The sequence below is a fragment of the Mesorhizobium sp. ISC15 genome, from assembly GCF_037162615.1.
GTDB classification, from domain to species: domain Bacteria; phylum Pseudomonadota; class Alphaproteobacteria; order Rhizobiales; family Rhizobiaceae; genus Mesorhizobium; species Mesorhizobium mediterraneum.
Genome location: NZ_JAVSPX010000001.1, coordinates 2,544,540 through 2,570,247 on the forward strand (window position 1 = coordinate 2,544,540; position 25,708 = coordinate 2,570,247).

21 protein-coding genes are annotated in these 25,708 nt (G+C 63.6%); 8 read left to right on the forward strand and 13 right to left on the reverse strand.

Annotated features, from left to right (window positions below):
* The first annotated feature begins 56 nt into the window (after nucleotides 1-56).
* Nucleotides 57-914, forward strand: coding sequence for a MurR/RpiR family transcriptional regulator (locus tag RPG13_RS12285; RefSeq protein ID WP_337125116.1), 858 nt, complete (start codon nucleotides 57-59; stop codon nucleotides 912-914).
* A gap of 39 nt (nucleotides 915-953) precedes the next feature.
* On the opposite strand, the gene RPG13_RS12290 is transcribed toward RPG13_RS12285, so the two are convergent.
* From RPG13_RS12290 to RPG13_RS12310, 5 genes are all read right to left on the reverse strand, one after another.
* Nucleotides 954-1,736 (reverse strand): ABC transporter permease, encoded by a 783-nt coding sequence (locus RPG13_RS12290; protein ID WP_337125117.1) that lies wholly within the window; start codon nucleotides 1,734-1,736, stop codon nucleotides 954-956.
* Nucleotides 1,733-2,599, reverse strand: coding sequence for an ABC transporter permease (locus RPG13_RS12295; protein ID WP_095483821.1), 867 nt, complete (start codon nucleotides 2,597-2,599; stop codon nucleotides 1,733-1,735). Before RPG13_RS12295 ends, RPG13_RS12290 begins: the two co-directional genes overlap by 4 nt.
* Nucleotides 2,596-3,657: an ABC transporter ATP-binding protein gene (locus RPG13_RS12300; RefSeq protein WP_337125118.1), complete on the reverse strand. Its 1,062-nt coding sequence runs from the start codon at nucleotides 3,655-3,657 to the stop codon at nucleotides 2,596-2,598. Before RPG13_RS12300 ends, RPG13_RS12295 begins: the two co-directional genes overlap by 4 nt.
* Before the next feature lie 106 nt (nucleotides 3,658-3,763).
* Nucleotides 3,764-4,801, reverse strand: a complete 1,038-nt coding sequence (locus RPG13_RS12305; protein WP_337125119.1) for an ABC transporter substrate-binding protein — start codon at nucleotides 4,799-4,801, stop codon at nucleotides 3,764-3,766.
* Nucleotides 4,802-4,911: 110 nt separating this feature from the next.
* Entirely contained in the window at nucleotides 4,912-5,895 is a 984-nt protein-coding gene (locus tag RPG13_RS12310) for an isopenicillin N synthase family dioxygenase (RefSeq protein WP_337125120.1), read from the reverse strand.
* Between RPG13_RS12310 and RPG13_RS12315 the strand changes: the two genes are divergently transcribed.
* The 5 genes from RPG13_RS12315 to RPG13_RS12335 all read left to right on the forward strand — a co-directional run bounded on the left by RPG13_RS12315 (nucleotide 5,894) and on the right by RPG13_RS12335 (nucleotide 11,260).
* Nucleotides 5,894-6,028 (forward strand): hypothetical protein, encoded by a 135-nt coding sequence (locus RPG13_RS12315; RefSeq protein WP_292504741.1) that lies wholly within the window; start codon nucleotides 5,894-5,896, stop codon nucleotides 6,026-6,028. The genes RPG13_RS12310 and RPG13_RS12315 overlap by 2 nt on opposite strands.
* A gap of 89 nt (nucleotides 6,029-6,117) precedes the next feature.
* Nucleotides 6,118-7,278 (forward strand): carbohydrate kinase, encoded by a 1,161-nt coding sequence (locus RPG13_RS12320; protein WP_245467567.1) that lies wholly within the window; start codon nucleotides 6,118-6,120, stop codon nucleotides 7,276-7,278.
* Nucleotides 7,279-7,308: 30 nt separating this feature from the next.
* Nucleotides 7,309-8,238: a pseudouridine-5'-phosphate glycosidase gene (locus tag RPG13_RS12325; RefSeq protein ID WP_337125121.1), complete on the forward strand. Its 930-nt coding sequence runs from the start codon at nucleotides 7,309-7,311 to the stop codon at nucleotides 8,236-8,238.
* A 70-nt stretch (nucleotides 8,239-8,308) separates the two neighbouring features.
* Nucleotides 8,309-9,130 (forward strand): enoyl-CoA hydratase/isomerase family protein, encoded by an 822-nt coding sequence (locus RPG13_RS12330; protein WP_127203660.1) that lies wholly within the window; start codon nucleotides 8,309-8,311, stop codon nucleotides 9,128-9,130.
* Between the two features lie 3 nt (nucleotides 9,131-9,133).
* Nucleotides 9,134-11,260 carry an acetate--CoA ligase family protein gene (locus RPG13_RS12335; RefSeq protein WP_337125122.1) on the forward strand — a complete coding sequence of 709 codons (2,127 nt, stop codon included), beginning with the start codon at nucleotides 9,134-9,136 and terminating at the stop codon, nucleotides 11,258-11,260.
* Here the strand turns inward: RPG13_RS12335 and RPG13_RS12340 are convergent, their stop codons facing one another.
* The 8 genes from RPG13_RS12340 to RPG13_RS12375 all read right to left on the reverse strand — a co-directional run bounded on the left by RPG13_RS12340 (nucleotide 11,261) and on the right by RPG13_RS12375 (nucleotide 22,944).
* Complete coding sequence (locus RPG13_RS12340) at nucleotides 11,261-14,731, reverse strand: indolepyruvate ferredoxin oxidoreductase family protein (RefSeq protein ID WP_337125123.1); 3,471 nt, start codon at nucleotides 14,729-14,731, stop codon at nucleotides 11,261-11,263. It lies immediately after the preceding gene.
* Entirely contained in the window at nucleotides 14,728-16,146 is a 1,419-nt protein-coding gene (locus RPG13_RS12345; RefSeq protein ID WP_337125124.1) for an FAD-binding oxidoreductase, read from the reverse strand. Before RPG13_RS12345 ends, RPG13_RS12340 begins: the two co-directional genes overlap by 4 nt.
* A gap of 292 nt (nucleotides 16,147-16,438) precedes the next feature.
* Nucleotides 16,439-17,719, reverse strand: coding sequence for an amylo-alpha-1,6-glucosidase (locus tag RPG13_RS12350; protein WP_337125125.1), 1,281 nt, complete (start codon nucleotides 17,717-17,719; stop codon nucleotides 16,439-16,441).
* 41 nt (nucleotides 17,720-17,760) lie between these two features.
* Nucleotides 17,761-18,801, reverse strand: a complete 1,041-nt coding sequence (locus RPG13_RS12355; RefSeq protein ID WP_337125126.1) for an ABC transporter ATP-binding protein — start codon at nucleotides 18,799-18,801, stop codon at nucleotides 17,761-17,763.
* 21 nt (nucleotides 18,802-18,822) lie between these two features.
* Nucleotides 18,823-19,665, reverse strand: a complete 843-nt coding sequence (locus RPG13_RS12360) for a carbohydrate ABC transporter permease (RefSeq protein WP_126103406.1) — start codon at nucleotides 19,663-19,665, stop codon at nucleotides 18,823-18,825.
* Entirely contained in the window at nucleotides 19,662-20,507 is an 846-nt protein-coding gene (locus tag RPG13_RS12365; RefSeq protein WP_126103405.1) for a carbohydrate ABC transporter permease, read from the reverse strand. The genes RPG13_RS12360 and RPG13_RS12365 overlap by 4 nt, the downstream gene beginning before the upstream one ends.
* Before the next feature lie 76 nt (nucleotides 20,508-20,583).
* Nucleotides 20,584-21,849 (reverse strand): ABC transporter substrate-binding protein, encoded by a 1,266-nt coding sequence (locus RPG13_RS12370; RefSeq protein WP_292623189.1) that lies wholly within the window; start codon nucleotides 21,847-21,849, stop codon nucleotides 20,584-20,586.
* A 36-nt stretch (nucleotides 21,850-21,885) separates the two neighbouring features.
* Nucleotides 21,886-22,944 carry a substrate-binding domain-containing protein gene (locus RPG13_RS12375; RefSeq protein WP_337125127.1) on the reverse strand — a complete coding sequence of 353 codons (1,059 nt, stop codon included), beginning with the start codon at nucleotides 22,942-22,944 and terminating at the stop codon, nucleotides 21,886-21,888.
* A gap of 218 nt (nucleotides 22,945-23,162) precedes the next feature.
* Between RPG13_RS12375 and RPG13_RS12380 the strand changes: the two genes are divergently transcribed.
* Both RPG13_RS12380 and RPG13_RS12385 read left to right on the forward strand, forming a co-directional pair.
* Complete coding sequence (locus RPG13_RS12380) at nucleotides 23,163-24,137, forward strand: sugar-binding transcriptional regulator (RefSeq protein WP_095483838.1); 975 nt, start codon at nucleotides 23,163-23,165, stop codon at nucleotides 24,135-24,137.
* 44 nt (nucleotides 24,138-24,181) lie between these two features.
* Entirely contained in the window at nucleotides 24,182-25,627 is a 1,446-nt protein-coding gene (locus RPG13_RS12385; protein ID WP_127203671.1) for an ABC transporter substrate-binding protein, read from the forward strand.
* Nucleotides 25,628-25,708 lie beyond the last annotated feature (81 nt).

Consider the following 25,708-nt stretch of genomic DNA (forward strand, 5'->3'; position numbering starts at 1 on the left):
CCGGAATAATTTATTCCTTTGTTTGGCATTGCCTGCAACTGGCGACAAGGGAACACATGTCCGTCCTGAAGAAGATCGAGGCCAAGCTCGAAACCATGGCGCCCGGTGATCGCCAGATCGGGCGATTCATCATCGACCATCCGGACCAGATGCTGCGCCTGTCGACGGCGGCTCTCGCGGCAGAGATCGGCCGCAGCCAGTCGAGCGTCGTCAAGTTCAGCCAGAAGCTGGGTTATTCCAGCTATCAGGAACTCAAGCTCGCGGTCAGCGAGGCGAAGTTGCAGGAATGGCAAGTGCCGGCTGGAGTGATCCACGGCTCGATCGAGGTCGGCGACAGCTACCAGATCATCCTGAAGAAGCTGACCGGCAGCAAGCTTCTGTCAATGCAGCAGACCGTCGCCGCCAACAGCGAGCGGATCATCTCCAGGGCGTTGGAAATGCTGGACCGCGCGCGTCGCATTCATCTGGTCGGCGTCGGCGCCTCCTCGCTGGTGGCGCGCGATTTCTCCTACAAGCTGATGAAGCTCGGCCGTAATGTGCTGCACGACAGCGACAGCCATGTGCAGATGGCCAATGTCTCGACGCTCGGACCCGGCGACGTGCTGTTCGCGCTCTCCTATTCCGGTGCCAGCATCGAAACCTTGCGGATAGCCGAACTTGCCCGCAAGCGCGGCACGACGGTGATCGCCGTCACCGGCCTGCATGACAATCCGTTGAGCCGCGTCGCCGACATCCGCCTCTACACTATCGCCGACGAAGAGCGTGCACGCTCCTCGTCCATCACCGCACGCGATGCGCAGCTGACGCTGACCGACTTGCTGTTCATCCTGCTCGTGCAAAAGCAGCCGGACGCCAATGAATATGTCCACAACAGCGAAGTGGCCGTCTCGGTGCTGAAGGCGGATCGATCATAGCGCTGCCGGTGTGTTGCAGATGACAAGCGCAGCATCATCTCAGAAGCGATGGATGCGCAGGCCCAGCACTTTCTCCGAGACGATCACCACCGCCAGCGTCAGCACGATCGATACGGTCGAGACGGCTGCGGCTTCCGGCGTGAAGTTGGTGCGCAGATAGTCGAACAGCTGGATCGGCAGCGTCGACGTCCCGATTCCCTTCAGCATGAACGAGATGGTGAAAGTGTCGAAGGATATGATGAAGGCAAACAGCGCGCCGCCGATGACGCCGGGCTTGATCAGCGGCAGCATGATGCGGCGAAACCTTGTCAGGCGGTCGGCGCCCAGCGAGCGCGCCGCCATGTCCCAGGACGGGTCGAAGCTTTCCAGCGAGGCCGAGACGTTGATGAAGACGAAGGGCAAAGTGATCAGCACATGGCCGGCGACCATGCCGATCATGGTCGTGGTGCCGATGCCGATCGCATAGACGAAGAACAGCAGCGCGATCGCCGTCAGCACTTCGGGCAGCAGCAGCGGCGCCAGCATGGCGACGCGCACCGTTTCCTTCCAGCGGCCGGCATGCTGGACGTAGTAGAGCGCGGCCATGGTGCCGATGGTTCCGGAGATGACGGTGGCGACCGCCGCCACCCACAGCGAGGTGCGGATCGCGCGCATGAACACGTCGTTGTTGAAGAACGTCACATACCAGCGCAGCGACAAGCCCTGGGGCGGGAACGTCAGAAAATTGCCGGCATTGAAGGAAGCGCCGACGACGACCACGATAGGCGCCAGCAGAAACGCGTAGACCAGCAGGCAGTAGAGCGTGAGCACCGGCCGCTTCATGGTCGCGCCACCTTCCATTTCATGCGGGTCAGCCGCGCGAAGATGACGACGCAGAGCGCGCCGGTGACGGACAACATCAGCGCAAGCGCCGAGCCCCATGGCCACTGGAACGTGTCGATCAGCGCATCGACGACGGTGACGGCCATGGTCTTGACCCTGAGGCCGCCGATCAGCGACGGCGTCACATAGGCGCTGAGCGACAGCACGAACACGAGGATGCAGCCGGCCTGGATGCCTGGCGTGCACAGCGGCAGGACGATGCGGCGGAAGGCGGTGAAGCGTGAGGCGCCGAGCGAGCGCGCCGCCGATTCCAGCGACGGGTCGACGCCCTGGATCCCCGCCATGATCGGCAGGATCATGAAGGGCAGGAAGACATGGACCAGCGCGATGACGATGCCGAGCGCATTGTACATCAGCGGCAGCGGGCGATCGATGAGGCCCATGCCGGTCAGCGTGCGGTTGATGAGGCCGGCATTGCCCAAAAGAATCGTCCAGCCATAGGAGCGGATGACGATGCCGACCAGCAGCGGCGACAGCACCAGCCCGTAGGCAAGTGCGCGAAAGCGCATGGTGCCGCGCGCCAATTGCCAGGCGACGGGAAAACCGACGACAAGGCAGATCGCGGTGGTGAGCAGGCCGATCCACAGCGTGTTGGCGACCTGGTGCAGGTAGAAACTGTCGGCGAAGAACTTGGTGTAATTGCCTGTCGTGAAGCCCGGGCCGTAAGGCGTGCCTTGCCCCGGCATGCGAAAGCTCATCACCACGATGTTGAGGTAGGGCAGGATGAGAAAGATGCCGAGCAGCACCGCCGCCGGCGCGATCAGGACCAGCGGTCCAAGGCCCTTGCGGCGCGCCGCCCTCATTTTGCTGCCCCGAGCAGCCAGAACCCATCCGCCGGCGCGTGCACGCTGACGCGGTCGCCTTCGGCAATCCGAATGTTCGGAAAGGTCTGGACGTGCAGCGTCTCTCCGGAATCGAGGGCGACGCGGTAATCGATGATGCTGCCGGAATAGTAGCGCGCGGCAACCTTTCCCGGTGCGCCGCCCTGACCTGCGGGCCTGAGCTCGATCGCCTCCGGGCGCAGCGACAATGTGACGGCGGTGCCCGACGCATAGTCTTCGCGGCTGTCGACGGCGACTTCGCCAAAGACGGACGTGACGCGGCTTTTGCCGACTTCCGCCTTCCCACTGACCGTGCCCTTGATCAGGTTCACTTGGCCGACGAATTGCGCGACCTCGAGATTTTCGGGGCGCTCATAAATGTCGGACGGCGCCCCGATCTGGGCGATGCGGCCGCCGAACATGACCACGACCCGGTCGGACATCGTCATCGCCTCGGCCTGGTCATGCGTGACATAGACGGTGGTGATGCCGACGCGGCGCTGCAGGTCGCGGATGAAGACACGCATTTCCTCGCGCAGCTTGGCGTCGAGATTGGCGAGCGGCTCGTCGAGCAGCAGGATCTTGGGTTCGATGACCAGCGCGCGCGCCAGCGCCACGCGCTGCTGCTGACCGCCGGAAAGCTGGTTCGGAAAGCGCTCGGAATAGCCGCCGAGCTGCACCATATCGAGCACCTTGGCGATGCGGCTGCGCATTTCGGGCTTGGCGATCTTGCGCATCTCCAGCCCGAAGGCGAGGTTCTGGTCCACCGTCATGTGCGGAAACAGCGCGTAGTTCTGGAACACCATGCCGATATCGCGCTTTTCGGCCGGCACGTTGACGACGTCCTTGCCGTCGAAGCGGATCGCGCCTTCGCTCGCCTCCTCGAAGCCGGCGATCATCTTCAGCGTCGTCGTCTTGCCGCAGCCCGACGGACCGAGCAGCGAAATGAACTCGCCATCGGCGATGCGGATCGAGATGCCGTCGACCGCGCGTGCGCTGCCGAAGGTCTTGGTCAGCCGCTCGATGCTAACCTCGGTCATGAATGCTCCACTTCACAGGCGATCGACCGCCACCGCAGGTGCGGCGCGGCTGGCGGGAGGCGCGCCCCGAAAGCGAGACGCGCCATCCCAAGTTCAATGTCAGCCCTTAAAGGATCGTCTTGGCCCAGCGCTCGGCCAGCTCGCCCTGCTTCTCGTTGACGAAATCCCAGTCCCAGGTGAGTATCTTGGTCATTGCCTCGCCCGAGACCGGCACGTCGGCCTTGAGGTCGTCCGGAATGACCACCTTGGAGTTGGTCGGCGACACGAAGAATTCCTTCGCCATCAGCATCTGGATTTCCGGCGACAGCAGGAAGTCAGCATATTGATAGGCCAGCTCCTTTTCCGGTCCATTGGCCAGGATCGAGACCGTCTGGTCGAACATGAACATGCCTTCCTCGGGAACGACGCATTCGACCGGCAGGCCCTGCTTGCGCAGCCGCGCGATCTCGCCGAAATCGAACGGCGCGACGACGATTTCGCCTGAGGACAAAGCCGTGGAGAGGTTGAAGTCGACCTGGATCACCTGGCCGAGCTTGGCGAGAGCGTCAAAGCCGGCATCGACATCATACTGGTCCTTGCCGAAGATCTTCGAGGCCAGCAGCAGCTCCATCTTGCCGGCGCTGTTGGCGAAATTATAGAGGCCGATCCGGCCCTTGAATTCCTCGTTGCTCCAGAGGTCCTTCCACGCCTTGGGCGGCGTCTGCACCAGATCGGTGCGGTAGCCGATGCCGATCGGCGAGATGGCGCCGGTGGCGCCGAAACCGTCGGCGATCTTGGCCAGCGGATAGAGGTCGTTGTAGTTCGGCAGCTTGGCCAAATCGAGTTTTTCGAAGAAGCCCTCCTTGCGCAGGCCGGACGCGAACACCTCATTGGTCATGATGATGGAGTAGGGCGGCTTGTCGACGCCGGCGGCACGCAGATTGGCACCGAAGACGCGGCCATTGCCGACATCGAGCGTCACCTTGGCGCCCGAGGCCTTCTCGAAGGCCGTGGCGATGGTCGAGCGCCAGAACTGTTCCCAGACGCCGCCGAGCGTCGGCACGATCAGCGTCTTCTCCTGTGCGATGGCTGGCATTCCGATGAGCCCGGCGGCGCCGATCGCGCCCATGCCGGCAACCGTCTGTCTTCTGGTGAATTTCGTCATCACAATTCCCCTTGTTGATTTCTTGAATCAATTCGTTCTTTGGGACGGTCGTTTTTGGAGCCGTCCGGCTGAGCTTGGCGAGGGCGATTGCGCCCGAGCCCCGGCTTCGGTCAGCGGCCGAATGCCTGTTTCGTCTTCAGCTCGATATAGTCTCCATAGGTGATCGGCTCATACTTGGCCTGCTTGCCGTCCGCGCAGAACGGCTCCAGGCAGGAGATCATCGTTTCCTTGCTGGGGTTGACGAAGAACGGGATCGACTGGCGGCGCGAGCTGCCTTTCCTGTTGCGCGGCGGATTGGCGACGCGGTGCGGCGTCGAGACCCATTCGTCGTTGCTCCAGCGCATGAAGGCATCGGCGATGTTGACGACATAGGCGCCGTCGATCGACGGCGCATCGAGCCAGCGGCCGTCGCGTGTTTGCACCTGCAAGCCGCCGGACGATGCTTCCGAACGCAGGATGGTCATGAAGCCGTAGTCGGTGTGGACGCCGGCGCGAAGCTGGCCGGGCAGGGGGTCCAATTCCTGCTCGGGATAATTGATGACCCGCAATGCCGACAGATGGTTCTCGAAAGCTGGCTCGAAATAGTCGGGCTCGAGGCCGATCGCCTGGCAGAAGATCCGGCGCAGATGCCCGGCAAGCGACTCCATTTCGGAGAAATAATCACGAAAGGCGCTCTCGATACCTTCGGGCTGGTCCGGCCAAGTGTCGCCGTTGAGGCGCAGACCGAAATTCAGGCTTTCCTTGTAATCGCCGGGTGTCTTGATGCCCTTGGTGGCGGCCAGCGCTTCGTCGGCGATCGGCGAGAAGGCGACGCCGCCGTTCAGGCCGGTTCCGCGCCCGTGGTTGCGCTTGTAGTCCTCTGGAAGATCGAAGAAGGCGCGCGCCAGATTATAGAGCCGCATCGTCCTTTCCGGCGACACGCCATGGCCGGTGACCAGAAAGAAGCCGGTGGTCCGGCAGGCGGTCTCGATAGCCCTGACGACAGCGCCGGCGCCGGCCTCGCCGCGAATGAAAGGCCCGACATCGACGACGGGAATCCCCTGATCTGTCGCTTCGCCCTGATCTGTTGCTTCGACTTGAGGCGCAGGCTGCATGATCGCGATCACCTTCCTGTTGGAATTGTCAAACGCAGAAGGCGAAAACCAGGCATGGCCGCTTCAGGATGTTGAAGCAGTGAAAGCGGGCAGGGCGGATGATCTCGCATGCGCATCGCTGTGCCTTCTCTAGTGCCTTGTCCCCGCTTCGAGAGAAGCCGGGGAAACGCCGGTTTGATGGACGTTATAGCTACAAACGAATGTTGACAAGATCATCTGTTGTTGTCCATATCGAAAATGTTCAGCGACGAATTGGACGGGCCGGGTGAGACGATGGACGACCTTGGAGCACAGGAACAAGCGGTTCTGGATCTCATCGCGGCGAACCCGTTCGCCGGCCAGCAGGACATAGCGACCGCGCTCGGCATTGCCCGTTCGACCGTCGCGGCCCACATCGTGCAGCTCGTCAACAAGGGCTATATTCTCGGCCGCGGCTACGTGTTGCCGGCTTCCAAGCGCATGATTTGCATCGGTGGCGCGGTGCTGGACCGCAAGTACCACGCCAAGAAGGATCTGATTTTCGAGACGTCGAACCCTGTCGACGGCTATCGCAGCTTCGGCGGGGTCGCCCGCAACGTCACCGAGAACCTTGTCCGCCTCGGTGTCGACGTAAGCTTCGTCTCGATTGTCGGCGATGATGAAACCGGCCGCTCTCTGGTGCGGCATTTGCGCGATCTCGGCGCCGACGTCAGCCAGGTGATCACCACGACGGAGCGGCCGACGGCCGAATACGCGGCCATCCTCGATCTCAACAACGATCTCGTGCTTGGCATCGCCGACATGGAGATTTTCGATCTGTTTTCACCGTCCTATCTCGACCGCTTCTGGCCGCATCTGGCTTCGGCGACTTGGGTGTTCATCGACTGCAACCTGCCGGCCGCGACGATCGCCGCGCTGATGTCACGCAAGCAGGGCGCGCGTTTCAAGCTCGCCGTCGATACGGTGTCGTCGCCGAAATCGGCACGTCTGCCGAAGGACCTGACCGGCATCGACCTGTTGTTCACCAATCACGACGAGGCCAATACGATGCTTGGCATCACCGATGCCGACAAGCGGCTGAAGCCTAAAGACGCTGCCGCTGCCTTGCGCGCGGCCGGTGCCAGCGAAGTGATCGTGACCATGGGCGCGCATGGATTTGCTGTCGCGACCGAGAGCGGCGTGGCGACGATGCGCTCCGTGCCAGCGCGGGCCGTCGACATCACCGGCGCCGGCGATGCGATGATTGCCGGCACCATGTACAAGGTGCTTTCGGGCGATCCCGTGCCCCACGCAGCGCGCACCGGCGCGCTGCTCGCCACGCTGACCACCGAGAGTGAATCCAGCGTTCATCCCGATCTGTCGCCGCGCTTCCTCACCGCCGGCATGTACCGCATTCCCGCTTGAAAGCGAGACGACCCTGAAAGCGAGACGACGATGAAAACTTCCCTTCTCCACCTGAACGACGAAGTTGCGGCAGCACTTCGGGAAGGCCGTGCGGTGGTGGCGTTGGAATCGACGATCATCACCCATGGCATGCCTTATCCGGCCAATCTGGAGACCGCCCGCGGTGTTGAAACCGTGGTGCGCGAGAACGGCGCTGTTCCCGCCACGATCGCGGTAGTCGCCGGCAAGATCAAGGTCGGGCTTGACGACCGAGAGCTGGAGCAGCTGGCAGCGGCAAAAGACGTGGTCAAGGCCTCCGGGCGCGACCTCGCGGCAATCATGGTGGGCGGCGGATCGGCCGGCACCACGGTCTCGGCGACGATGCGGATCGCAGCATTGGCAGGCATCGGCATTTTCGCGACGGGCGGCGTCGGCGGCGTGCATCGCGGCGCCGAGGCCACTTTTGATATCTCGGCCGACCTGACCGAACTCGGGCAGACCGGCACCACGGTCGTCTGCGCCGGCGTGAAATCGATCCTCGATATCGCAAAAACGCTGGAATATCTGGAGACCCAGCGCGTGCCGGTGATCGCCTATCAGAGCGATGATTTTCCGGCCTTCTATACGCGCTCCAGCGGACTGAAAGCCGATCATCGCCTCGACACGCCGGAGGAGATTGCTAGGGCCATGCTGCTGCACGAGCAGATCGGCTCGGGCACCGGCATCCTCGTTGCCAATCCAATTCCGGAAGTGGATGCGCTCGATCCGGCCTTCATCGACGGCACGATCGCTGCGGCTGTGGCGGAAGCCGAACAACGCGGCATCGGACGCAAGGAATTGACGCCGTTCTTGCTCGCCCGCATCAACGAGCTTTCGCAAGGCCGCAGCCTGAAGGCCAATATCGCGCTGGTCCGCAACAACGCCGAGCTCGCCGCTCGCATCGCCGTGGCGCATGCGCGGCTGAAGCGCATGGCCGCGTAGACAAGGTCAACTCTCAGCCCGGCTTCACTGACCTCCGATTTCCGACTGCCGAAAATACCAGGAGAACCGCATGAGCGAGCAGGCCACCTACGAGACGATCCTTTACGAGAAGGACGCGACCGACAAATTCGCGACGATCACCATCAATCGTCCCGACAAGCTCAATGCGATGAACAAGACGGTGATCCGCGAGATCGACAAGGCACTCGCCGCCGCCGTTGCCGATCCTGATATCAACGCGCTGGTGATCACCGGCGCCGGCCGTGCCTTCTCCTCCGGCTACGATCTGCAGGGCGGCGACTTCGATGTCGACATCGATTTCTGGCGCGAGGACATGGGCGAGAACGCTGAAGCGCTGCTCAACATCTGGCGCGCGCCGATCCCGGTCATCGCGTCGGTCAACGGCTATGCGCTGGCCGGTGCGCTGGAACTGATGATGTGCTGCGACCTGGCGATCGCCGCCGACAATGCGAAATTCGGCGAGCCTGAGGTGCGCCACAATTCCGGGCCGCCGGCGCTGATGATGCCTTGGCTGCTCGCCACGCGCGACGTGCGTTGGCTGATGTATACGGGCGACCTTGTCGACGCCGAGGAGGCGCTGCGCATGCATCTGATCAACCGGATCGTGCCGGCCGATCAGTTGAAGGAAAAGACGGAAAACCTCGCCCGCAAGCTGGCGCGCATGCCGGTTCCGGCGCTGAAGTTCACCAAGGCGTCGATCAACAACCAGCAGATGGTGGCCGGGCTGCTGCCGTCCTTCCAATACAATATCGAGGCGATCGCAGCACTGCATGTCACCAAGCAAGGCCGTGAATGGATGGCCAACCTCGCCAAGATGAGCCTCAAGGAATATCTCGCTTTCCGTGACGGTCCGTTCAAGGGCCTCGACTGAGCCGTGACCGACCTCGCCGCTTCGCATGAGGCGATGCGGGCGCTGATGGCGCCGCGTTCGGTCGCCGTCATCGGTGCTACGGAACGGGCTGACGCGTCGTCGAGCTACGTCATGCGCAATTTGATGGCGTTCGGATTCTCCGGCACCATCATCCCCGTGCATCCGAAGGCCGAAAAGGTGTTCGGCATTCCGGCCATTCCGTCGCTCGACCGGCTCGATGCGCCGGCGGACGTGGCGGTGATTGGCATCGGCGCGGCTCACGTTCTGAGTGCGCTTGAAGAAGCCGGCAAGGCCGGCGTCAAGGCGGCTGTCGTGCTTGCCAGCGGCTTTGCCGAAACCGACGACGAGGGCAAAGCGCGCCAGCAGGCGCTGGTCGGGATCGCGCGAAAATACGGCATGGCGATTTGCGGGCCGAACTGCCTCGGCCTGTTCAATCTGCAAAGCGGTGCAGCGCTCTATTCCTCGACGCTGTCGGCCAATCTCAGGAAAGGCCAGCTCGCCATTCTGTCACATTCCGGCGCCAGCGCCATCGCGCTCTCCAACACCGGACGCTTCGGCTTGAGCCACATCATATCGTCGGGTAATAGCGCGGCGACCGATCTTCCCAACTTTCTTTCTTATCTCGCCGACGATGAGGCGACGCGCGTCATCGGACTTGTCGTGGAAGCGATCCGCGATCCCGCCGCCTTCACCTCGGCGATGCAGGCGGTGCATGCCGCCGGAAAGCAAGTGATTGCCCTGCGCGTTGGCAAGTCCAGCAAGGGCGCGGAAGCCACCGCCGCGCATACCGGTTCGCTCGCTGCCGCCAACGAGGCCTATGAAGCCTTCTTCCGGCGGACCGGCGTGATCGAGGTCGCCGACATGGACGAGTTCGTCGAGACCGCCGCGCTCTGCCTGTCGCTGAAGGCCAGGCCAAGGCGCAGGGGCGTCGCGGTCGTTGGGGTCAGCGGTGGCGGTGTCGCCCATGTCTCCGACATCGCCGACCAGGTCGGCATCGACCTCCCGGAGTTTTCGCAAAACACCATCGCGCGGCTGAAGGCCTTGCTGCCGCCCTTCGCCACGCCGCAGAACCCGGTCGACACCACGGGCGTGGTTTTCGCCGATGGCGCGATCTATCGCCGCGTGTTCGACATCTTGGCGCAGGATCCCGCCGTCGGCCTGATCGTCGCCGCGCAAGACGCGCCTGTCGGCCTCGATGCCGGCGGCGCTGCCGAATATGTCGGCATTGCCGACGCCGTTGCCGCTTACGCAAAGGATGCGACCGTTCCCGTCATCTTCATGAGCAATCTCTCCTCCGGACACCATCCCGTGGTCCGGGACAGGCTTGCCGGCGTGCCGGTGCTCAACGGCACACGTGCTGCGCTGCGTGCCGTGCGGCGGCTGCTGGACGCGACCGGCGCCACGATACCGAACGCCCCGGCGATCGAACCGGCCGGCGAAAACGATCCGTGGGCAAAGCGTCTTGCTGCCGGCAAGAAGCTGATCGAGCGGGAGGCCAAGCAGTTGCTGGCCGAGAACGGTCTGAGAGTGACGCGCGAGCGTCAGGCGGTAACGGCGCAAGAGGCAGGCGAGGCTGCAGAGGCGATCGGCTTTCCGATCGTGCTGAAAATCGAATCGCCTGACATTCTCCACAAGACCGAAGCCGGCGGCGTGCAGCTCGGCATAGGCAGTGCAGCCGAAGCTGCCGAAGCCTTCACGGCGATCATGCAAAATGCCGGGGCCTACGCACCGGGTGCGGAACTGCGTGGCGTGGTGGTGCAGGAAATGGCCGGGCGCGGCGTCGAAGTGCTGGTCGGCCTCATCCGGCACGAGCCGTTCGGCCTCGGTATCGTCGTCGGCATCGGCGGCGTTCTTGTCGAGCTGGTCAAGGACGCCGCATTCGATCTGCTGCCGATCGATTGCAAGTCGGCCGAGGCGCTGATCGATCGGACACGACTAGGCCCTCTGCTCGAGGGCTATCGCGGTGCGCCGCAAGCCGACAGGCAAGCGCTGGTCGAGACGATCCTGGCGCTGTCCGATTTCGCCGGCCGCTACGGCCATCTGATCGAGGCTGTCGACCTCAATCCGGTCGTCGTGTTCGAGAAGGGCGTCTGCGTTCTCGATGCGCTGGTCATTCCGAGAGCGGAATAGTCACGCCGCCGTCTCCAACCGGCTTTCCCTGCCCAATTTTGCCAGCAGCGCTTTCTTCCTTGCCTCGAAACGTTCGACCGCCGCCATCTTGACGTGGCCGAAGCCGCGCACCTCTTCCGGCAGCCGGGCAAGCTCGGTCGCGACGGCATGATTGCCCTGCGTCAGCCGCGCCGAAAGATCTGCTATCAGGCCTTCATATTCCTCCATCAGGCGCCGTTCCATCCGCCGCTCTTCGGTGCGCCCAAACGGATCGAAGCGTGTTCCGCGCAGGCCCTTCAGCCGCGCCAGCATGGCGAAAACCGGATTGATCCAGGTGCCGAAAGCGATCTTGCCAGGATGGCCGGTGCGTGGGTCGATGCGCGAAATCATCGGCGGAGCGAGATGATGCCTGATCCTGAAATCGCCCTCGAACTGCTCGGCCAGTTTTTTCCTGAAGGATTGATCGCGATGTAGCCGCGCCACCTCATATTCATCCTTGTAGGCCATCAGCTTGAAGGCCCCGACCGCCACGGCTTTGGCAAAATCCTCGGAGCCGGCTGAGGTCCCGGCTTCGGCCGCGCGGGCGGTCTCCACCAGCTTGCGGTAGCGGTTTGCGTAGGCAGCATTCTGATAATCGGTCAGGAATGCCATCCGGCGCGCAACCATGGCGTCGAGCGTCTCTGGCTTCGTCGCCTCGGCGCTGCCTATCTGCGCCGTATTCAGCACCGCCGCAAGGTCGATCGCCGCGCGGCGGCCCCAGCCGAAGGCAGCATGGTTCATGGCGACGCCCGCGCCGTTCATCTCGATCGCTCTGTCGATCGATGTCAGGCTGATCGGCACCAGTCCGCGCTGCCAGGCATTGCCGAGCAGGAACATGTTCGCGGCGATGGCGTCGCCCATCAGCGCGAGGCCAAGCTTCGTCGCCGAAACCAGCGTGACCGCCTCCTCGCCGGCTGCCCGGCGCAATTGCTTCAGCGTCGCTTCCTGGCGGAAGTCGATCGCGGTGTTCTGCACGAAGGAGGCGGTCGGCGCGAAATGATCGTCGAGCACGGCTCTTGTGCGGCCATGCGCAAAGGTCGAGAGCGATGTCGCGGACGCAGAGACGACGATGTCGAAGCCAAGCACCAGATCGGCCTCGCCTGGGCCTATCCTGACCGTGTTGAGCAAGTCGGGGTCTCGCGCCAGCCTGATATGCGAGATCACCGCGCCGTTCTTTTGCGCCAGCCCGGTCTGGTCGAGGGTCAGAAGGCCGAGCCCGTCGAGATGCGCCGCCTGGGACAGAATGGCGCTGACCGTGATGACGCCGGTGCCGCCAATGCCGGCCAGCAGCATGTTGTAGGGGCGGTCGAGCGCCGCCAGCGCCGGCATCGGCAATTCACCGGAACCAGCCGTCACCGCGCGCGCTTTCGGCTTGCGGATCGTGCCGCCTTCCACGGTCACGAAGCTCGGGCAAAAGCCCTTGATGCAGGACAGGTCGGTGTTGCAGCTCGACTGGTTGATCCTCCGCTTGCGGCCGAACTCGGTCTCCTCAGGCTCGATCGAAATGCAGTTGGAGACGGCCGAGCAATCGCCGCAGCCTTCGCAGACCAGCTCGTTGATGAAGGCCCGTTTTGGCGAGACCGGATAGGCGCCGCGCTTGCGCCGGCGGCGTTTTTCGGCGGCGCAGACCTGGTCGAAAACCAGCACCGTCACGCCTTCGATCTCCCTGAGCTCGCGCTGCACGGCGTCGAGCTCGTCGCGATGGTGGATGGTCACGGACCGCGGCAGGACGCCCGCCCAGGCCTCAGGCTTTTCGGACACCACGACCACGCGTTTCGCGCCCTCCGCCAGCGTCTGCTCGACGATGGAGGGCACGGAAACCTCGCCGTCATGACGCTGGCCGCCGGTCATGGCGACGGCATCGTTGTAGAGGATCTTGTAGGTGGCGCTGACCTTGGCGGCGATGGCAGCTCGGATCGCCAGCAGTCCGGAATGGAAATAGGTGCCGTCGCCCATATTGACGAAAATGTGCCTCTCGTCGGTGAACGGTGAGAGGCCGATCCATGAGCCCCCTTCGCCGCCCATCTGGGTGAAGGTGGAGGTCTCGCGCTCCATGCCGATGACCATCATGTGGCAACCGATGCCGGTCGAGGCGCGGCTGCCATCGGGCACCACGGTGGAGATCGAGTGCGGGCAGCCGGAGCAGAAATAGGGATCGCGCTTCAGCGCGATCACCTCGCCGGGTGCTGACGCCGCGACGGCCTCGATTGTCTTCACGTGCAGGCCAAGCTCCGCGTCCGGCACGCCGAGCCGCGAGACGATGGCGCGGGCGACCGAAACGGCGCTGATCTCGCCGATGGAAGGCAGCAGCGGCGCGCCGCGCTCGTCCGTTTTGCCGAAGACGCGAGGGCGATTGGGTGCGTTGAACAGCAGCGCCTTGATCTGGTCCTCGAGCACCGGCCGCTTCTCCTCAACGACGAGGATTTCCTCCAGCCCTTGCGAGAAGGCCTTTAGCCCCTCCGGCTCGAGCGGCCAGACCATGCCGACCTTGTACAGCCGGATGCCGAGCTCGGCCGCGCGCCGCTCGTCGATCCCGAGCGCCGACAGCGCGCCAAGCAGATCGAGCCATGACTTGCCGGTCGAGACGATGCCGAGCCGCGCCTTGCTGCCGCCATGCACGATACGGTCGATACCGTTGGCACGGGCAAAGGCATGCACCGCCGCCATCTTGTGCTCGATGCGGCGCTCCATCGCATGCGGGCCATCCGGCCAGCGCAGCGACAGGCCGTCGGCGGGGAGTGGCAGCTCTGGTGTAACGATACCAAGCCGCGCCGGATCGACGTCGACGGTCGCCGTGCATTCGACGATCTCGGTCTGGCACTTGAAGCCGATCCAGGCGCCGGAATAACGGCTCATCGCCCAGCCGAGCAGGCCGTAGTCGATATATTCGTCGACGCCGCCCGGCGACAGCAGCGGCACCATGGCCGAGATCAGATTGTGCTCGCTCTGGTGCGGCAGCGTTGACGAGACGGCGCCGTGATCGTCGCCGACCAGCAGCAGCACGCCGCCATGTCGGTTGGTGCCGACGGCATTGGCATGACGGATGACGTCCATCGTCCGGTCGACACCGGGACCCTTGCCGTACCACATGGAAAACACGCCATCATAGCGCGAACCCGCGAACATGCCGGTCTGCTGCGTGCCCCAGACGGCGGTCGCGGCCATGTCCTCGTTGAGGCCGGGATGGAAGACGACGTGGTTTGCCCTGAGATATTTGCCGGCGCGCTGCATCTCGCGGTCGAAACCGGCCAGCGGCGAGCCGCGATAGCCCGAGACATAGCCGGCCGTGTTGAGGCCGGCGGCCAGGTCACGCTGGCGCTGGACAAGCGGCAGCCGTACCAGCGCCTGCGTGCCCGAGACCAGGATGCGGCCGCGTTCCAGAACATAGCGGTCGTCAAGGCTGGCCGGAACCGCATTCGCTTGTCCGCTTTTCGGGAGAGCGGCAGCCGTCATTGGGGCATTCCTTCACGCGCAACATCCACCGGCGCGAGGTCGAAGACCCGCCCGGCATTGAGGATATTGTTCGGGTCGAAGGCCGCTTTCAAGCGCCGCATGGCCGCGATCTCGGCATCGCTGCGCGCCAGATGCAGCCATTCCTTCTTGTCGAGGCCGATGCCATGCTCGGCCGAGACGCCGCCGCCGGACGCGGCCACGCCACGATAGACGATGTCATACGTCGCAGCCGGATCCACGGTGCGAACCTGATAGTGCAGATTGCCATCACCGAGATGGCCGAAGACATAGATGTCGGCGCTGGGATCGATTGCCCGGATCGCGGCTTCCGCTTCCTGCAGGAAAGTCCCCATCCTCGCCAGCGGGATGCTGATGTCGACGCCGATCAGGCCTTTCATCGAAAACAGAAAACGATTGGCGTCCTCTCGCACCGCCCAGAGCGCGCGGAATTCGCGCGGCGACTGCGAGACGACCACGTCGTCGATGACGCCGTCCTCGACCGCCTGCATCAGCACGGCGGCAAAACGTTCGCCGTCGCGGTCGGGCTCATGGCCCTGTATCTCGGCGAGTACATAGACGGGCGAGCCGACCGGCAGCGGCGCCGGCGCGTCCATGCCGGCGACCATGGCGCCGTAGAGCGGCGCGAAATTGACCTCATAGGCCGAGAGCAACGGTCCGAGCTTCTGCCTGAGCAGCCCGAGCAGCGCGATCGCCGCATCCAGCGAGGCGAGCGCGCAGAAGGCATTGACCTCGGTGGCCGGCTTTGGGTGCAGCCGCAGGCAGGCGCGCGTGATGACGCCGAGCGTGCCTTCGCTGCCGATGAAGAGCTGGTTGAGGTCATAGCCGGAATTATCCTTGGGCAAGCCTTTGAGCGAGGTCAGGATGCTGCCGTCGGCAAGCACGGCCTCGAGGCCGAGCACCTGCGCGCGGTACATGCCGTAGCGCAGCACGCGGATGCCGCCGGCATTGGTGGCGACATTACCGCCGACCGTGGCCGTGCCGCGCGCGCCGATGTCGACGCCGAACAGCAAGCCGGCCGCGTCGGCCGCTTCCTGCACCATTTGCAGCGGCGCGCCGGCCCCGGCGATGATCGTCGCCGCTTCGCGGTCGGGCGCCTCGATCGCCGTCATGCACTCCAGCGACAGCACCGCTTCGCCGGGCTGAATGCGCGCCGCACCGGCAAGCCCGGTCCGGCCGCCCTGGACGACAAGCCGCTGCCCGACCTCATTGCACAGGCGCAGAATGTCGGACACTTCGCCGGCCGTGCGCGGACGCAGGACGATCGCCGGCGGGGCGCCGTCCTTGCCGTCCGGGTCTTCCTGATAGCGCGGTCCGGCCTCTTCGGCCGAGACAATCGCGGATCTGTCCAGCCGCTTTTCCAGCCGCGACAGAAGCTCGGCAATTCTCTGGGGCATGAGGCTCAAGGAAACGAATGACCCGGACGCTTCGATGCGGCCGGGAGAGTTGTGGATGAAGGCCGCGAAAGCGACGGCAGCCGATTTCTGTCGTCCGGCAAACGAGCGGAAAACCCGCCAAAAATACAGCCGGTTGTTTTCGCCATGCGTCGCTCCTGTAACAGGTCGACCATAGGCGCGGCCTGCTATTTGTCAAACCTATGGGGGCCGCAATGCAGGTCGGCGACAACATCCGCTCGACCATTCTGGACGGCACGCTGAAATGGGGTCTTTGGCAAGAACCCCATTTAACTCATCTCTCACTCTTCAGGAACTCGATCACCATTGCCGCCGTCCAGGTGAAACGGCCGCCGCCGAGCGGTTCGCCGCTGAGCGGATCGTAATATTCGGCAAAGCCGCTCTCGGCGATCAGGTCGACGCTCGACCGCGTGATCCGCTGCGCAACCTGCGTGTGGCCAGAGGCGGCAAGGCCGTCGGCGATCATGTAGTTGACCACCAGCCAGACCGGCCCGCGCCAATAGCGCTTGGCGTCGAAGCGCGGATCATCGAGGTCGTGCGACGGGACGATATAGCGTGCCTTGCCGGCGATACGCTCGATGGTGGCGGCGATTGCAGCGATACGGGGTTTCGGGATGGCCGAGAAGACCGGCAGGATGCCGCCCACCGAAGCGCTGTCGACGAGCTTTCCCATAGCGCGGTCGAGGCAGAGATATTGGCCGTGCGCATCGCTCCACAGCCGCTCCATCGCCAAAAGCCCTTTTTCGGCGCGGGCGCGATTGGCTTTTGCGATCTCCATTTCGCCAAGCGTCTCGGCGAGATCGGCAAGGTCGGCCGCTGAGCGGATCAGGATGGCGTTGAAGCCGGGATCGACGATCTGGAAGGGTGAGGCATCGTGCAGCTTTGCATTGTCCCAGCCAAGTGCGCGAAAATGCTGCAGCAGCCAGAGGTAGCGGTCATATTGCGCCTTGGTCGGCCGGTGCGCCGGGTCGGCATGCAGGGTGTCGCGGCGTGTGTAGGCCTCGACGCCTTCGGTCGGCACCCGCTCGAAGGCGTCGTCCCAGTCGATCGAGTTGTCGCGGCCGGACTCCCATGGATGAATGATTGCGACCAATCCTTCGCCCCTTGGATCGCGGTTTTCGTAGAACCAGCGATGCCAGGCGTCGATCTTCGGCAGCAGCGCGCGGGCGCGCTCGGCCGCCAGTTTCTTATCCTTGGCCCGGTCGAACAGACGGCGCACGGCAAAGCCCGCCACCGCCGGCTGGGTGATGCCGGAGGTGGCAGTCGGGCGGTTGGTTCTCCAGACCTCCGGCCCGGGGAAATAGCTGTCGTTCAGGACATGGAAGACGATATGCGGCACCATGCCGTCCGGCCATTGATGGGCGAACAGCGTCTCGATCTCGGTCCAGGCGCGCGCCTCGTCATAGTGGGCAAGACCGAGAGCGGTCAGGCAGGAATCCCAATTCCACTGGAACGGATAGAGGCCCTTGGTCGGGATGGTGTAGTCGCCGTGGTCGTTTTCCCTGAGCACCTCGACGGCACGGGCGATGGTTTCGTTGACGGCAAGAGAGATCATTGAAGCGTTCGTACTTTCGGGATTGAAGGGCGTTGGCGGGATCAAAGGGCGTTGGTGGTTTCAGGGTCGAACCAGCGGATGCGATCGGCTTTGGGCGCAAGTCGCAGGTGGTCGCCGACGGCGATCGCAGCGCTCGATTCGAGGATGGCGCGAAACAGCCCACCCTCGACATCGCAGGTGACCAGCGTATGCGGACCGAGCGGCTCGACGACGCGCACGGTGGCATGCAGCCCCTCGTCACCTGCGTCGACATCTTCGGGGCGAATGGCGAATTCAATTTTGTGCTTGTCCGATTTAGGGCCGGGCAGCGTCAGCCCGGCGACGGTCCAGCTGCCGTTCGCAGTCTTCGTCGCGGGGATGAAATTCATCGGTGGATTGCCGATGAAGGAACCGACGAAGCGTGCGGCCGGATTGCGATAGACCTCGACCGGCGAGGCGGCCTGGACGATACGGCCCTGATGCATGACGGCGATGCGGTCGGCGAGGCTCATCGCCTCGACCTGGTCATGGGTGACGTAGATGGTGGTGGTCTTGGACGCGGCAAGCACGCCCTTGAGCTCGGCGCGCATTTCGAGCCGGAGCAGCGCGTCGAGGTTGGACAGCGGCTCGTCCATCAGGATGACGTCGGGCTCCATGGCGAGCGCGCGGGCCACCGCCACGCGCTGGCGCTGGCCGCCGGAGAGCTGGCCCGAATAGCGTTTCAGCAATTGCTCGATATGCATGAGCTCGGCGGTGCGGGTGACGCGGCGTTCGACCTCTTGCTGCGGCAATTTCTTCATGCGCAAACCGAAAGCGATGTTCTCGAATACGGTCAGATGCGGGAAGACGGCATAGTTCTGGAACACCATGGCGATGCCGCGGTCGCGCGGCGGCAGATGATCGACGCGACGGCCGCCGATCCAGATCTCGCCCTGGCTCGGCGTTTCCAATCCGGCGACGATCCTGAGCAATGTCGTCTTGCCGCAGCCTGAGGCGCCGAGTAGCACCATGAATTCCTGGTCGGCGATGGTGAGGTCTATCGAATGCAGCGCGGTGAAGCCGCCGAAGCGTCTGGCCACCTGTTTTATGGCGATCTCAGCCATCGGCTTTCTCCCTCTCGCGCGTCATCGGTTGGCGATCCCCCACATGGCGAACAGGTATTTGCGGACGGCAAAGATGAAGATCAGCGCTGGGATGACCAGTGCCGCCCCACCGGCGAATTTGAGATAGAGCGGCGACTCGCCGAGGCTCTGCAGCAGGAAGGCGGTCAGCGTCCGGTTCTCTATGGTGAGCACGGCGGCGGCAAACACCTCGTTCCAGGAGATGGTGAAGGCAAAGACCGCCGAGGCCGCGATGCCGGGCAGTGCCAGCGGCAGGATGACTTTGCGAAAAGCCTGTAGGCGGGTGCAGCCGAGCGTCCAAGCCGCTTCCTCGAGCTCTACCGGAATGCCTGAGAACAGTGAAAAGGTGATCAGCACCGCGAAGGGCAGCGCCAGCGTGGTGTGGACCAGCGCCAGCCCGATGGCGGTGTCGTCGAGGCCGGTGCGGATGAACATCACCGCAAGTGGCAGCGCCAGCAGCGGCAGCGGAAAGGCGCGGGTCATCAGCACCAGGAAACGGAACGTGCCCTTGCCCGGAAAATCGAAGCGCGACAGCGCGTAGCCGGCGGGCGCGCCGAAGCCGATCGAGAGGATCATCGTCAGCGTGGCGACGAGGACCGAGTTCCACAGCGCCCTGCCGACGCCGGCGAAATTGATGAAGAAAGACAGGCTGCCGAAATCGAAGGAAGGGAAGAAGCGTTTCGGAAAGGCAGTGACCTCTTCCGGCGACGACAAGGCGTTGACTATCAGAAGATAGATCGGCAGCAGCACCCAGACGGAGAGCAGGATGACGGTGGCAACCAGCAGCCAGTTGCCGGCCTTACGGGCCGCGGGCGCGGCGATTGGCATCTCTGCGACGGCGCTCATATGCGTGCTTCCTTCGGCACGCGCAGCACTCGCAGGAAGAACAGCGTGAGCCCGACCGAGATGGCGAGGATGAGCAGCGCGAAAGCGGCGGCAACGTTGCGGTCCTGCAACGAGAATTGCCAGTTGTAGGTCTCACCCATCAGCACCGGAAAATTGGTGCCGCCGAGCGCCGCCACCACGGCGAAAACCTCGAAGGCGAGGATGACACGCAGGATGATCGCCGTCTGCAGGCTGGGACGCAGCAAGGGGAGCGTGATCTTGACGAAGCGCTTCCACGGGCTCGCGCCAAAGACCTCGGCTGCCTCGTGATATTCCCGCGGGATGAGCCCCATGCCAGCGACCAGGATGACCATCATGATTGCGGTCGCGCGCCAGATCTCGGCCAGCACCACGGCGACGAAGATGGTCAGCTTGCTCTGGTAGCCGAGAAACATGACGGGCCTGTCGACGAGGCCAAGGTTGGACAGCAGCGTGTTGAGGAAGCCCGACTGGTCGAAGATGGCCAGCCAGATCAGCCCGGCGGCGAGATCGGAGATGCCGAGCGGAATGGCGAAGATGTAGAGCGCCGCACCCCGCCCGGTTTCGAGCCTGGACACCACCGTGGCCATCAACAGCGCCATGACCAGCTGGATCGGCACGACGATAGCTGCGAGCAGGATTGTGTTCCAGAATGCGACCGGGAATTTCCAGTTGCCGGTCATGGTGCGAAAATTGTCCAGCGTGAAGCCGCCATCGCGGGTGAAAGCCTCGAAGGCGACCAGCGCGAACGGGTAGAGGAAGAAGACGCACAGGAACAGCGTCGCCGGCATCAGCAGCAGATAGGGCAGGGCCTTGCCGTGCATGGTGTGTTCTCGGTGCGGCGTATGAAAGGGTGGGCGCCCGGAGCGCAACAGGTTCCGGACGCCCCTCGGGAGGATTCTAGTCGACCGGGCAGGCGCCTTCGGATGGCTTGTCGGGCGCCCAGCACGGTGCCTTGGACTGGTCGATGAGCGCCTTGAGCGCCGTCGCCTGTTCCTCGAGCACGCCACGCACATCCTGGCCGCCGAGCACGATGCGCTCGAAGCTGTCTGTGTAGACCTGGTTGAACTTGCCGCCGAGATCGCCGAGCCCCATTGGCAGCAGCGCCGGCAGCGCATCCGAAGCGCCGGTCATGGTGGCGATCACCGGGCCAAAGGCTTTCACAGAGGCCGGCATGTCGTCGGGCAGCTTGACGTCGACCACGGGGAAGAAGTTGGTGGCCTTGAGCGTCGCGATCTGTGTTTCCGGCTTCAGCATGTAGGCGACCAGTGCCTTGGCCTTGTCCACGTCCGGCGAGGTCTTCGGAATGGCGACGCCGGCGACCACCGGCATGTAGCCGCGACCCGCAGGGCCGGCCGGCGCCGGGAAGGCGACGAACTCGTCGGGCTTCTGGTTGAACGCATCGGCAAGCCGCGCCACGTGGTCGAACGCCACCCACACTTCGCCGGTCAGCAGCGGCTCCTGCATGAAGGCATAGTTGGTCGAATTCGGGTTGGTGTACTGCCACAATTCCTTGAACTTATTCCACGCGGTCTCGGCCTCCGCCGAGCGGAACTTGGTCACCATCGAGCCGGTGTAGGATGGGTAGAGAAAACCCTCGAAGAAACGGTGCTTCAGCCCCTTCGGTCCGGCCGGGAAGCCGAATTTCGGCGAGCCGGTCTTCTCGGCGATGTTCTTCGCCCATTCGATCAACTGGTCATAGGTGATGGTGTTGAGATCGACGCCTGCCGGCAGATATTGCAGCGCCTGCTTGTTGGCCGCCATCAGGAAGGTGGCCTGCATCCACGGCATATATTTCTGTTCACCTGTGCCGAGCATGCCGAGCTTCTTGTAGTCTTCATTGAGCTTGACACCGCCGACATCGACGCCGGACAGATCGACAAGGTCCGCGCCGACCGTGGAGAAGTCTCCGTGCAGGCCGCCGAGCACGCCGATGGTTCCGGAGCCGGCCTGCAGCTCGGCCTGGAGGCGGGTGAGCCAGGGCCCGTCCTCGGCGACTTGGTAGTCGACCTGTCCGTCAAATGCCTTCAGCACTTCGCTGCGCATTTTCTGTGTCTCCTCCACAGGCCGCGCCTGCGTCGACCAGAACAGCACCTGGGCTTGCGCGCCGCCGATCGCGATCGACAGTGCGAGTGCGGCGCCGGCCAATGTCTTCAACGCATTCATCGTGGTCTTCCTCACTGCTTGTGCGCCGCCCCGGCGTCAGTTTTTTCCTACGGGTGCCGGTCCTGTGGGTGCTGGGCCATGGCTTGCCCGCGAAACCAAGGTCGGCCGGATCAGCCGCGTCAGCGGTGCGGCGGACCCGTCGCCAATGACGGTCAACAGCATCTCGCCGATCTCGCGCGCGCATTGGCGGATCGAGGCATCGAATGTGGTGAGGCCCGGCGGCGCATAGGCCGAGGCGGCGATGTTGTCGAAGCCGATGACCGAGAGGTCGCGAGGGATGGTCAGGCCGGCGCGGGTGGCCTCTTCCATGACATTGAGCGCCAGTTCGTCGAACAGCGCGACGATGGCCGTCGGCCGTTCGTCAGCATGCAGCAGCCGGTTGATGGCCTGGATGCGGGCGCCGCGATCGAAGCGCGGCGCTGTCGCCACATCGAGCCTGACTGACGGATCGCCTCGGCGCGCGATCGCTGCGGCGAGCCCGTCTTGCCGCAGATGGCGAAACGTCATCGGCTCGGCGATCGTCACCAGGCCGAGATGGCGGTGCCCGAGATCGTAGAGCATATCGAAGGCTTCGCCGAAGGCGTGCGCGCCATCGGTGTCGAGCCAGTTGTAGGCAAAGTCGGTGTCGAGCAGCCGGCCATGGGCGACGAACGGGAAATTGCGTTGGCGCAGGTAAGCGAGCCGTTCGTCGACTTCGGCGATGCGGGTGACGACGACGCCATCGGCACGTCCGGATTCGACAACATGGCGAAGCACGGAAAGTTCCGACTGGCCTTGTGCCACGGCAGCGAGGATCAGGTCGGTGCCATGCGAAACCAGCCCTTCGCCAAGCCCGGTGACGAATTCGCCGAGAAAGGAATCGACCAGATTGGCGCCGCGGATCGGCAGCACCATGCCGACAAAGCCGCTGCGGCCTGAGACCAGCGTGCGGGCTGCCGTGTTGGGCACGTAGCCGGCCTGACGCGCGGCTTCAGTGACGCGTTCGCGCGTCTTCAAGGCGATCTGCTGATGGCCGGCAAGCGCCCGCGACACGGTGGTGATCGACAGGTCGAGCTGCGCAGCAAGTTCCTTGAGCGTAGTGACGCGTGCCGGCACCGATCCTCCCGAACGAAGTGTTTGAAGCGTTTGTAATGCGTTTCAGTCAGATTGCAAACGTTTTAAATCCGGGCCGGGTCAATGATGGTCTTTCGCTCCACGGCAGCCAATGGCCGGTTTTTGGCCTGCTTAGCGTGATTTGAACCACGTAGTGCTTGACTCCGGCGGCGCCTTGTGAAAAATTTTGCACCAACTGATAAAAATATCTTAGGGCGGAAATGGTTGGTTTTGGAAACGGCCTCCTGCGCGACGATGAGACCAGTATGGCGACGCGTGCCGCCTGGCTTCATTATGCTGGCGGCCTGACCCAGTCGGAGGTCGCCAAGCGGCTGGGCCTGACCAGCCTCAAGGCGCACCGCCTCATCACCAAGGCCAATCAGGAAGGGTTGGTCAAAGTCTATATCGACGGCGAAGTGTCGGAATGCGTGGCGCTCGAAGACGAGTTGTCCAGCCGCTACGGCCTCGATTACTGCGAGGTCGTTCCCGACTTCGATGGCGAAGACTTGCCCCTCAAGGCGCTCGGTATCGCCGGCGCGCAGTTTCTCAAGCGAGAGATCGAACGTGGCGAGGATACGCTGATCGGCGTCGGTCATGGCCGCACGCTCGCCGCCTGCGTGGAGTATCTGCCGCGCATATCGGCCGAAAAGACCCGCTTCGTCTCGCTGCTTGGCGGCCTGACGCGCAAGTTCTCGGCCAATCCGCACGATGTCATACACCGTCTGGCCGAACGGACCGGCGCGGAAGCCTATGTGATGCCGGTGCCGATGTTCGCCAACACGGTCGAGGATCGAACCGTGCTGCTCGGGCAGAAGGGCATCAGCGAGGTCTTCGATCTCGGCAAGGCCGCCGACCTGCTCATTGCCGGTATCGGCACTGCCGAGCGCGAGGCGTCGCTGGTCGCCACCGGCATGATCGAAAAGGGCGAAATGGAGGAGATCCGCCGCAAGGGGGGCGTCGGCGAATTGCTCGGCCATTTCTTCGACGATGCTGGAAAGGCGGTCGAGACGACGCTTTCCAACCGGGCGCTGGCGCTGGCCCGCGAAGATATCAGCAATCGCAGGATTGTCGCCGTTGCCGGCGGCAAGGTGAAGGTTCGTGCCATCAAATCGGTGTTGGAGGGCCGCTATCTCAAGGGCTTGGTCACCGATGAGCGGACGGCGCGATCACTCGTGGAGCAGACGCCGGTCGGGTAGCCGGCAACCATTCGATTGAAACTACCCTGTGGAGGAGAAGACAAATGCATGAGAAAGAAAAAGACCTGATCGATGCGTTCCTGCGCGGACAAGTCGATCGTCGTGGGCTGATCAAGGGCCTTGGCGCAATGGGCCTTGCCGCCGGCACGGCCGGCACGCTGCTCAATATGGGGCAGACCCGCGCGCTCGCCGCGGATTTCGACTGGCAGGCGCACAAGGGCAAGACCATCAAGCTCTTGCTCAACAAGCATCCTTATGCGGATGCGATGATCGCCAACCTCGAAAACTTCAAGAAGTTGACCGGCATGGAAGTCGTCTATGACGTGTTTCCAGAAGACGTCTATTTCGACAAGGTCACCGCTGCGCTGTCGGCCAGCTCGCCTGAATACGATGCCTTCATGACCGGCGCCTACATGACCTGGACCTACGGCCCGGCCGGCTGGATCACCGACCTCAACGAGTGGATCAAGGATCCGACCAAGACCAACGTGAACTATGCCTGGGACGACTTTCTGCCCGGTGTCAGGAAGTCCTGCGCCTGGAACGGCCAGCCTGGCGGCGTGCTCGGCTCCGACGACGCCAAGCAGTGGTGCATTCCGTGGGGCTTCGAACAGAACAACATCACCTACAACAAGGGTATGTTCGACAAGGTCGGCGTCAGCGTTCCCGGCAATATGGACGAGATGGTCGCTACGGCGGCGAAGCTTACCAAGGATGTTGGTGGCGGCGTCTACGGCATCGGCGTGCGCGGCTCGCGCTCCTGGGCGACGATCCATCCCGGCTTCCTGTCGGCTTACGCCAACTTTGACCAGAAGGACCTGAATGTCTCGGCTGACGGCAAATTGTCGGCCGCGATGAACACCGCCGAATCCAAGGCTTTCCACAAGCAGTGGGTCCAGATGATCCAGGAGAGCGGTCCGAAGGACTGGTCGACCTATACCTGGTATCAGGTCGGCACCGATCTCGGTGCGGGCGCCTCGGCGATGATCTTCGACGCCGACATCCTCGGCTACTTCATGAACGGCGGCGACAACAAGATGGCCGGCAAGCTCGCCTTTTCCGCCTTCAAGGCCAATCCCGCCGCCAAGGCGCCGACGCCCAACATCTGGATCTGGTCGCTGTCGATGTCCAATTTTTCGAAGGACAAGGACGCCACCTGGTACTTCATGCAATGGGCATCAGGGCCCGAGCATGCGCTATTCGGCGCGACCAAGATGGATTTCGTCAATCCGGTCCGTCAGTCGGTCTGGAAGGACGAGATGTTCCGCGAGAAGCTGAACAAGAGCTATCCGGGCTATGTCGAGATGTTCGACGTCTCGGCGCCGGGCGCCAGCATCAAGTTCACCCCGCAGCCGCTGTTCTTCGATCTGACCACTGAATGGGCGGCGACGCTGCAGAAGATGGTGGCCAAGGAAGTGCCGGTCGACGAAGGCCTCGACATGTTGGCCACCAGCGTCGACGGCCAGCTCAAGGAAGCCGGGCTCGGCTGAGTCCTGGCGAACGGCTGGCCTGCTTTTGCGGGCCAGCCGGCCATTCCACTGCGAAGCGGCGCCTGGAGCATCGGACCCAAA

Coding starts and splice junctions, on each gene's coding strand:
- RPG13_RS12285 (WP_337125116.1), top strand. CDS start 57: ATGTCCGTCCTGAAGAAGATCGAGGCCAAGCTCGAAACCATGGCGCCC.
- RPG13_RS12385 (WP_127203671.1), top strand. CDS start 24,182: ATGCATGAGAAAGAAAAAGACCTGATCGATGCGTTCCTGCGCGGACAA.
- RPG13_RS12340 (WP_337125123.1), bottom strand. CDS start 14,731: ATGACGGCTGCCGCTCTCCCGAAAAGCGGACAAGCGAATGCGGTTCCG.
- RPG13_RS12330 (WP_127203660.1), top strand. CDS start 8,309: ATGAGCGAGCAGGCCACCTACGAGACGATCCTTTACGAGAAGGACGCG.
- RPG13_RS12310 (WP_337125120.1), bottom strand. CDS start 5,895: ATGCAGCCTGCGCCTCAAGTCGAAGCAACAGATCAGGGCGAAGCGACA.
- RPG13_RS12325 (WP_337125121.1), top strand. CDS start 7,309: ATGAAAACTTCCCTTCTCCACCTGAACGACGAAGTTGCGGCAGCACTT.
- RPG13_RS12295 (WP_095483821.1), bottom strand. CDS start 2,599: ATGAGGGCGGCGCGCCGCAAGGGCCTTGGACCGCTGGTCCTGATCGCG.
- RPG13_RS12355 (WP_337125126.1), bottom strand. CDS start 18,801: ATGGCTGAGATCGCCATAAAACAGGTGGCCAGACGCTTCGGCGGCTTC.
- RPG13_RS12305 (WP_337125119.1), bottom strand. CDS start 4,801: ATGACGAAATTCACCAGAAGACAGACGGTTGCCGGCATGGGCGCGATC.
- RPG13_RS12360 (WP_126103406.1), bottom strand. CDS start 19,665: ATGAGCGCCGTCGCAGAGATGCCAATCGCCGCGCCCGCGGCCCGTAAG.
- RPG13_RS12300 (WP_337125118.1), bottom strand. CDS start 3,657: ATGACCGAGGTTAGCATCGAGCGGCTGACCAAGACCTTCGGCAGCGCA.
- RPG13_RS12345 (WP_337125124.1), bottom strand. CDS start 16,146: ATGCCCCAGAGAATTGCCGAGCTTCTGTCGCGGCTGGAAAAGCGGCTG.
- RPG13_RS12290 (WP_337125117.1), bottom strand. CDS start 1,736: ATGAAGCGGCCGGTGCTCACGCTCTACTGCCTGCTGGTCTACGCGTTT.
- RPG13_RS12315 (WP_292504741.1), top strand. CDS start 5,894: ATGATCGCGATCACCTTCCTGTTGGAATTGTCAAACGCAGAAGGCGAA.
- RPG13_RS12365 (WP_126103405.1), bottom strand. CDS start 20,507: ATGCACGGCAAGGCCCTGCCCTATCTGCTGCTGATGCCGGCGACGCTG.
- RPG13_RS12350 (WP_337125125.1), bottom strand. CDS start 17,719: ATGATCTCTCTTGCCGTCAACGAAACCATCGCCCGTGCCGTCGAGGTG.
- RPG13_RS12370 (WP_292623189.1), bottom strand. CDS start 21,849: ATGAATGCGTTGAAGACATTGGCCGGCGCCGCACTCGCACTGTCGATC.
- RPG13_RS12380 (WP_095483838.1), top strand. CDS start 23,163: ATGGTTGGTTTTGGAAACGGCCTCCTGCGCGACGATGAGACCAGTATG.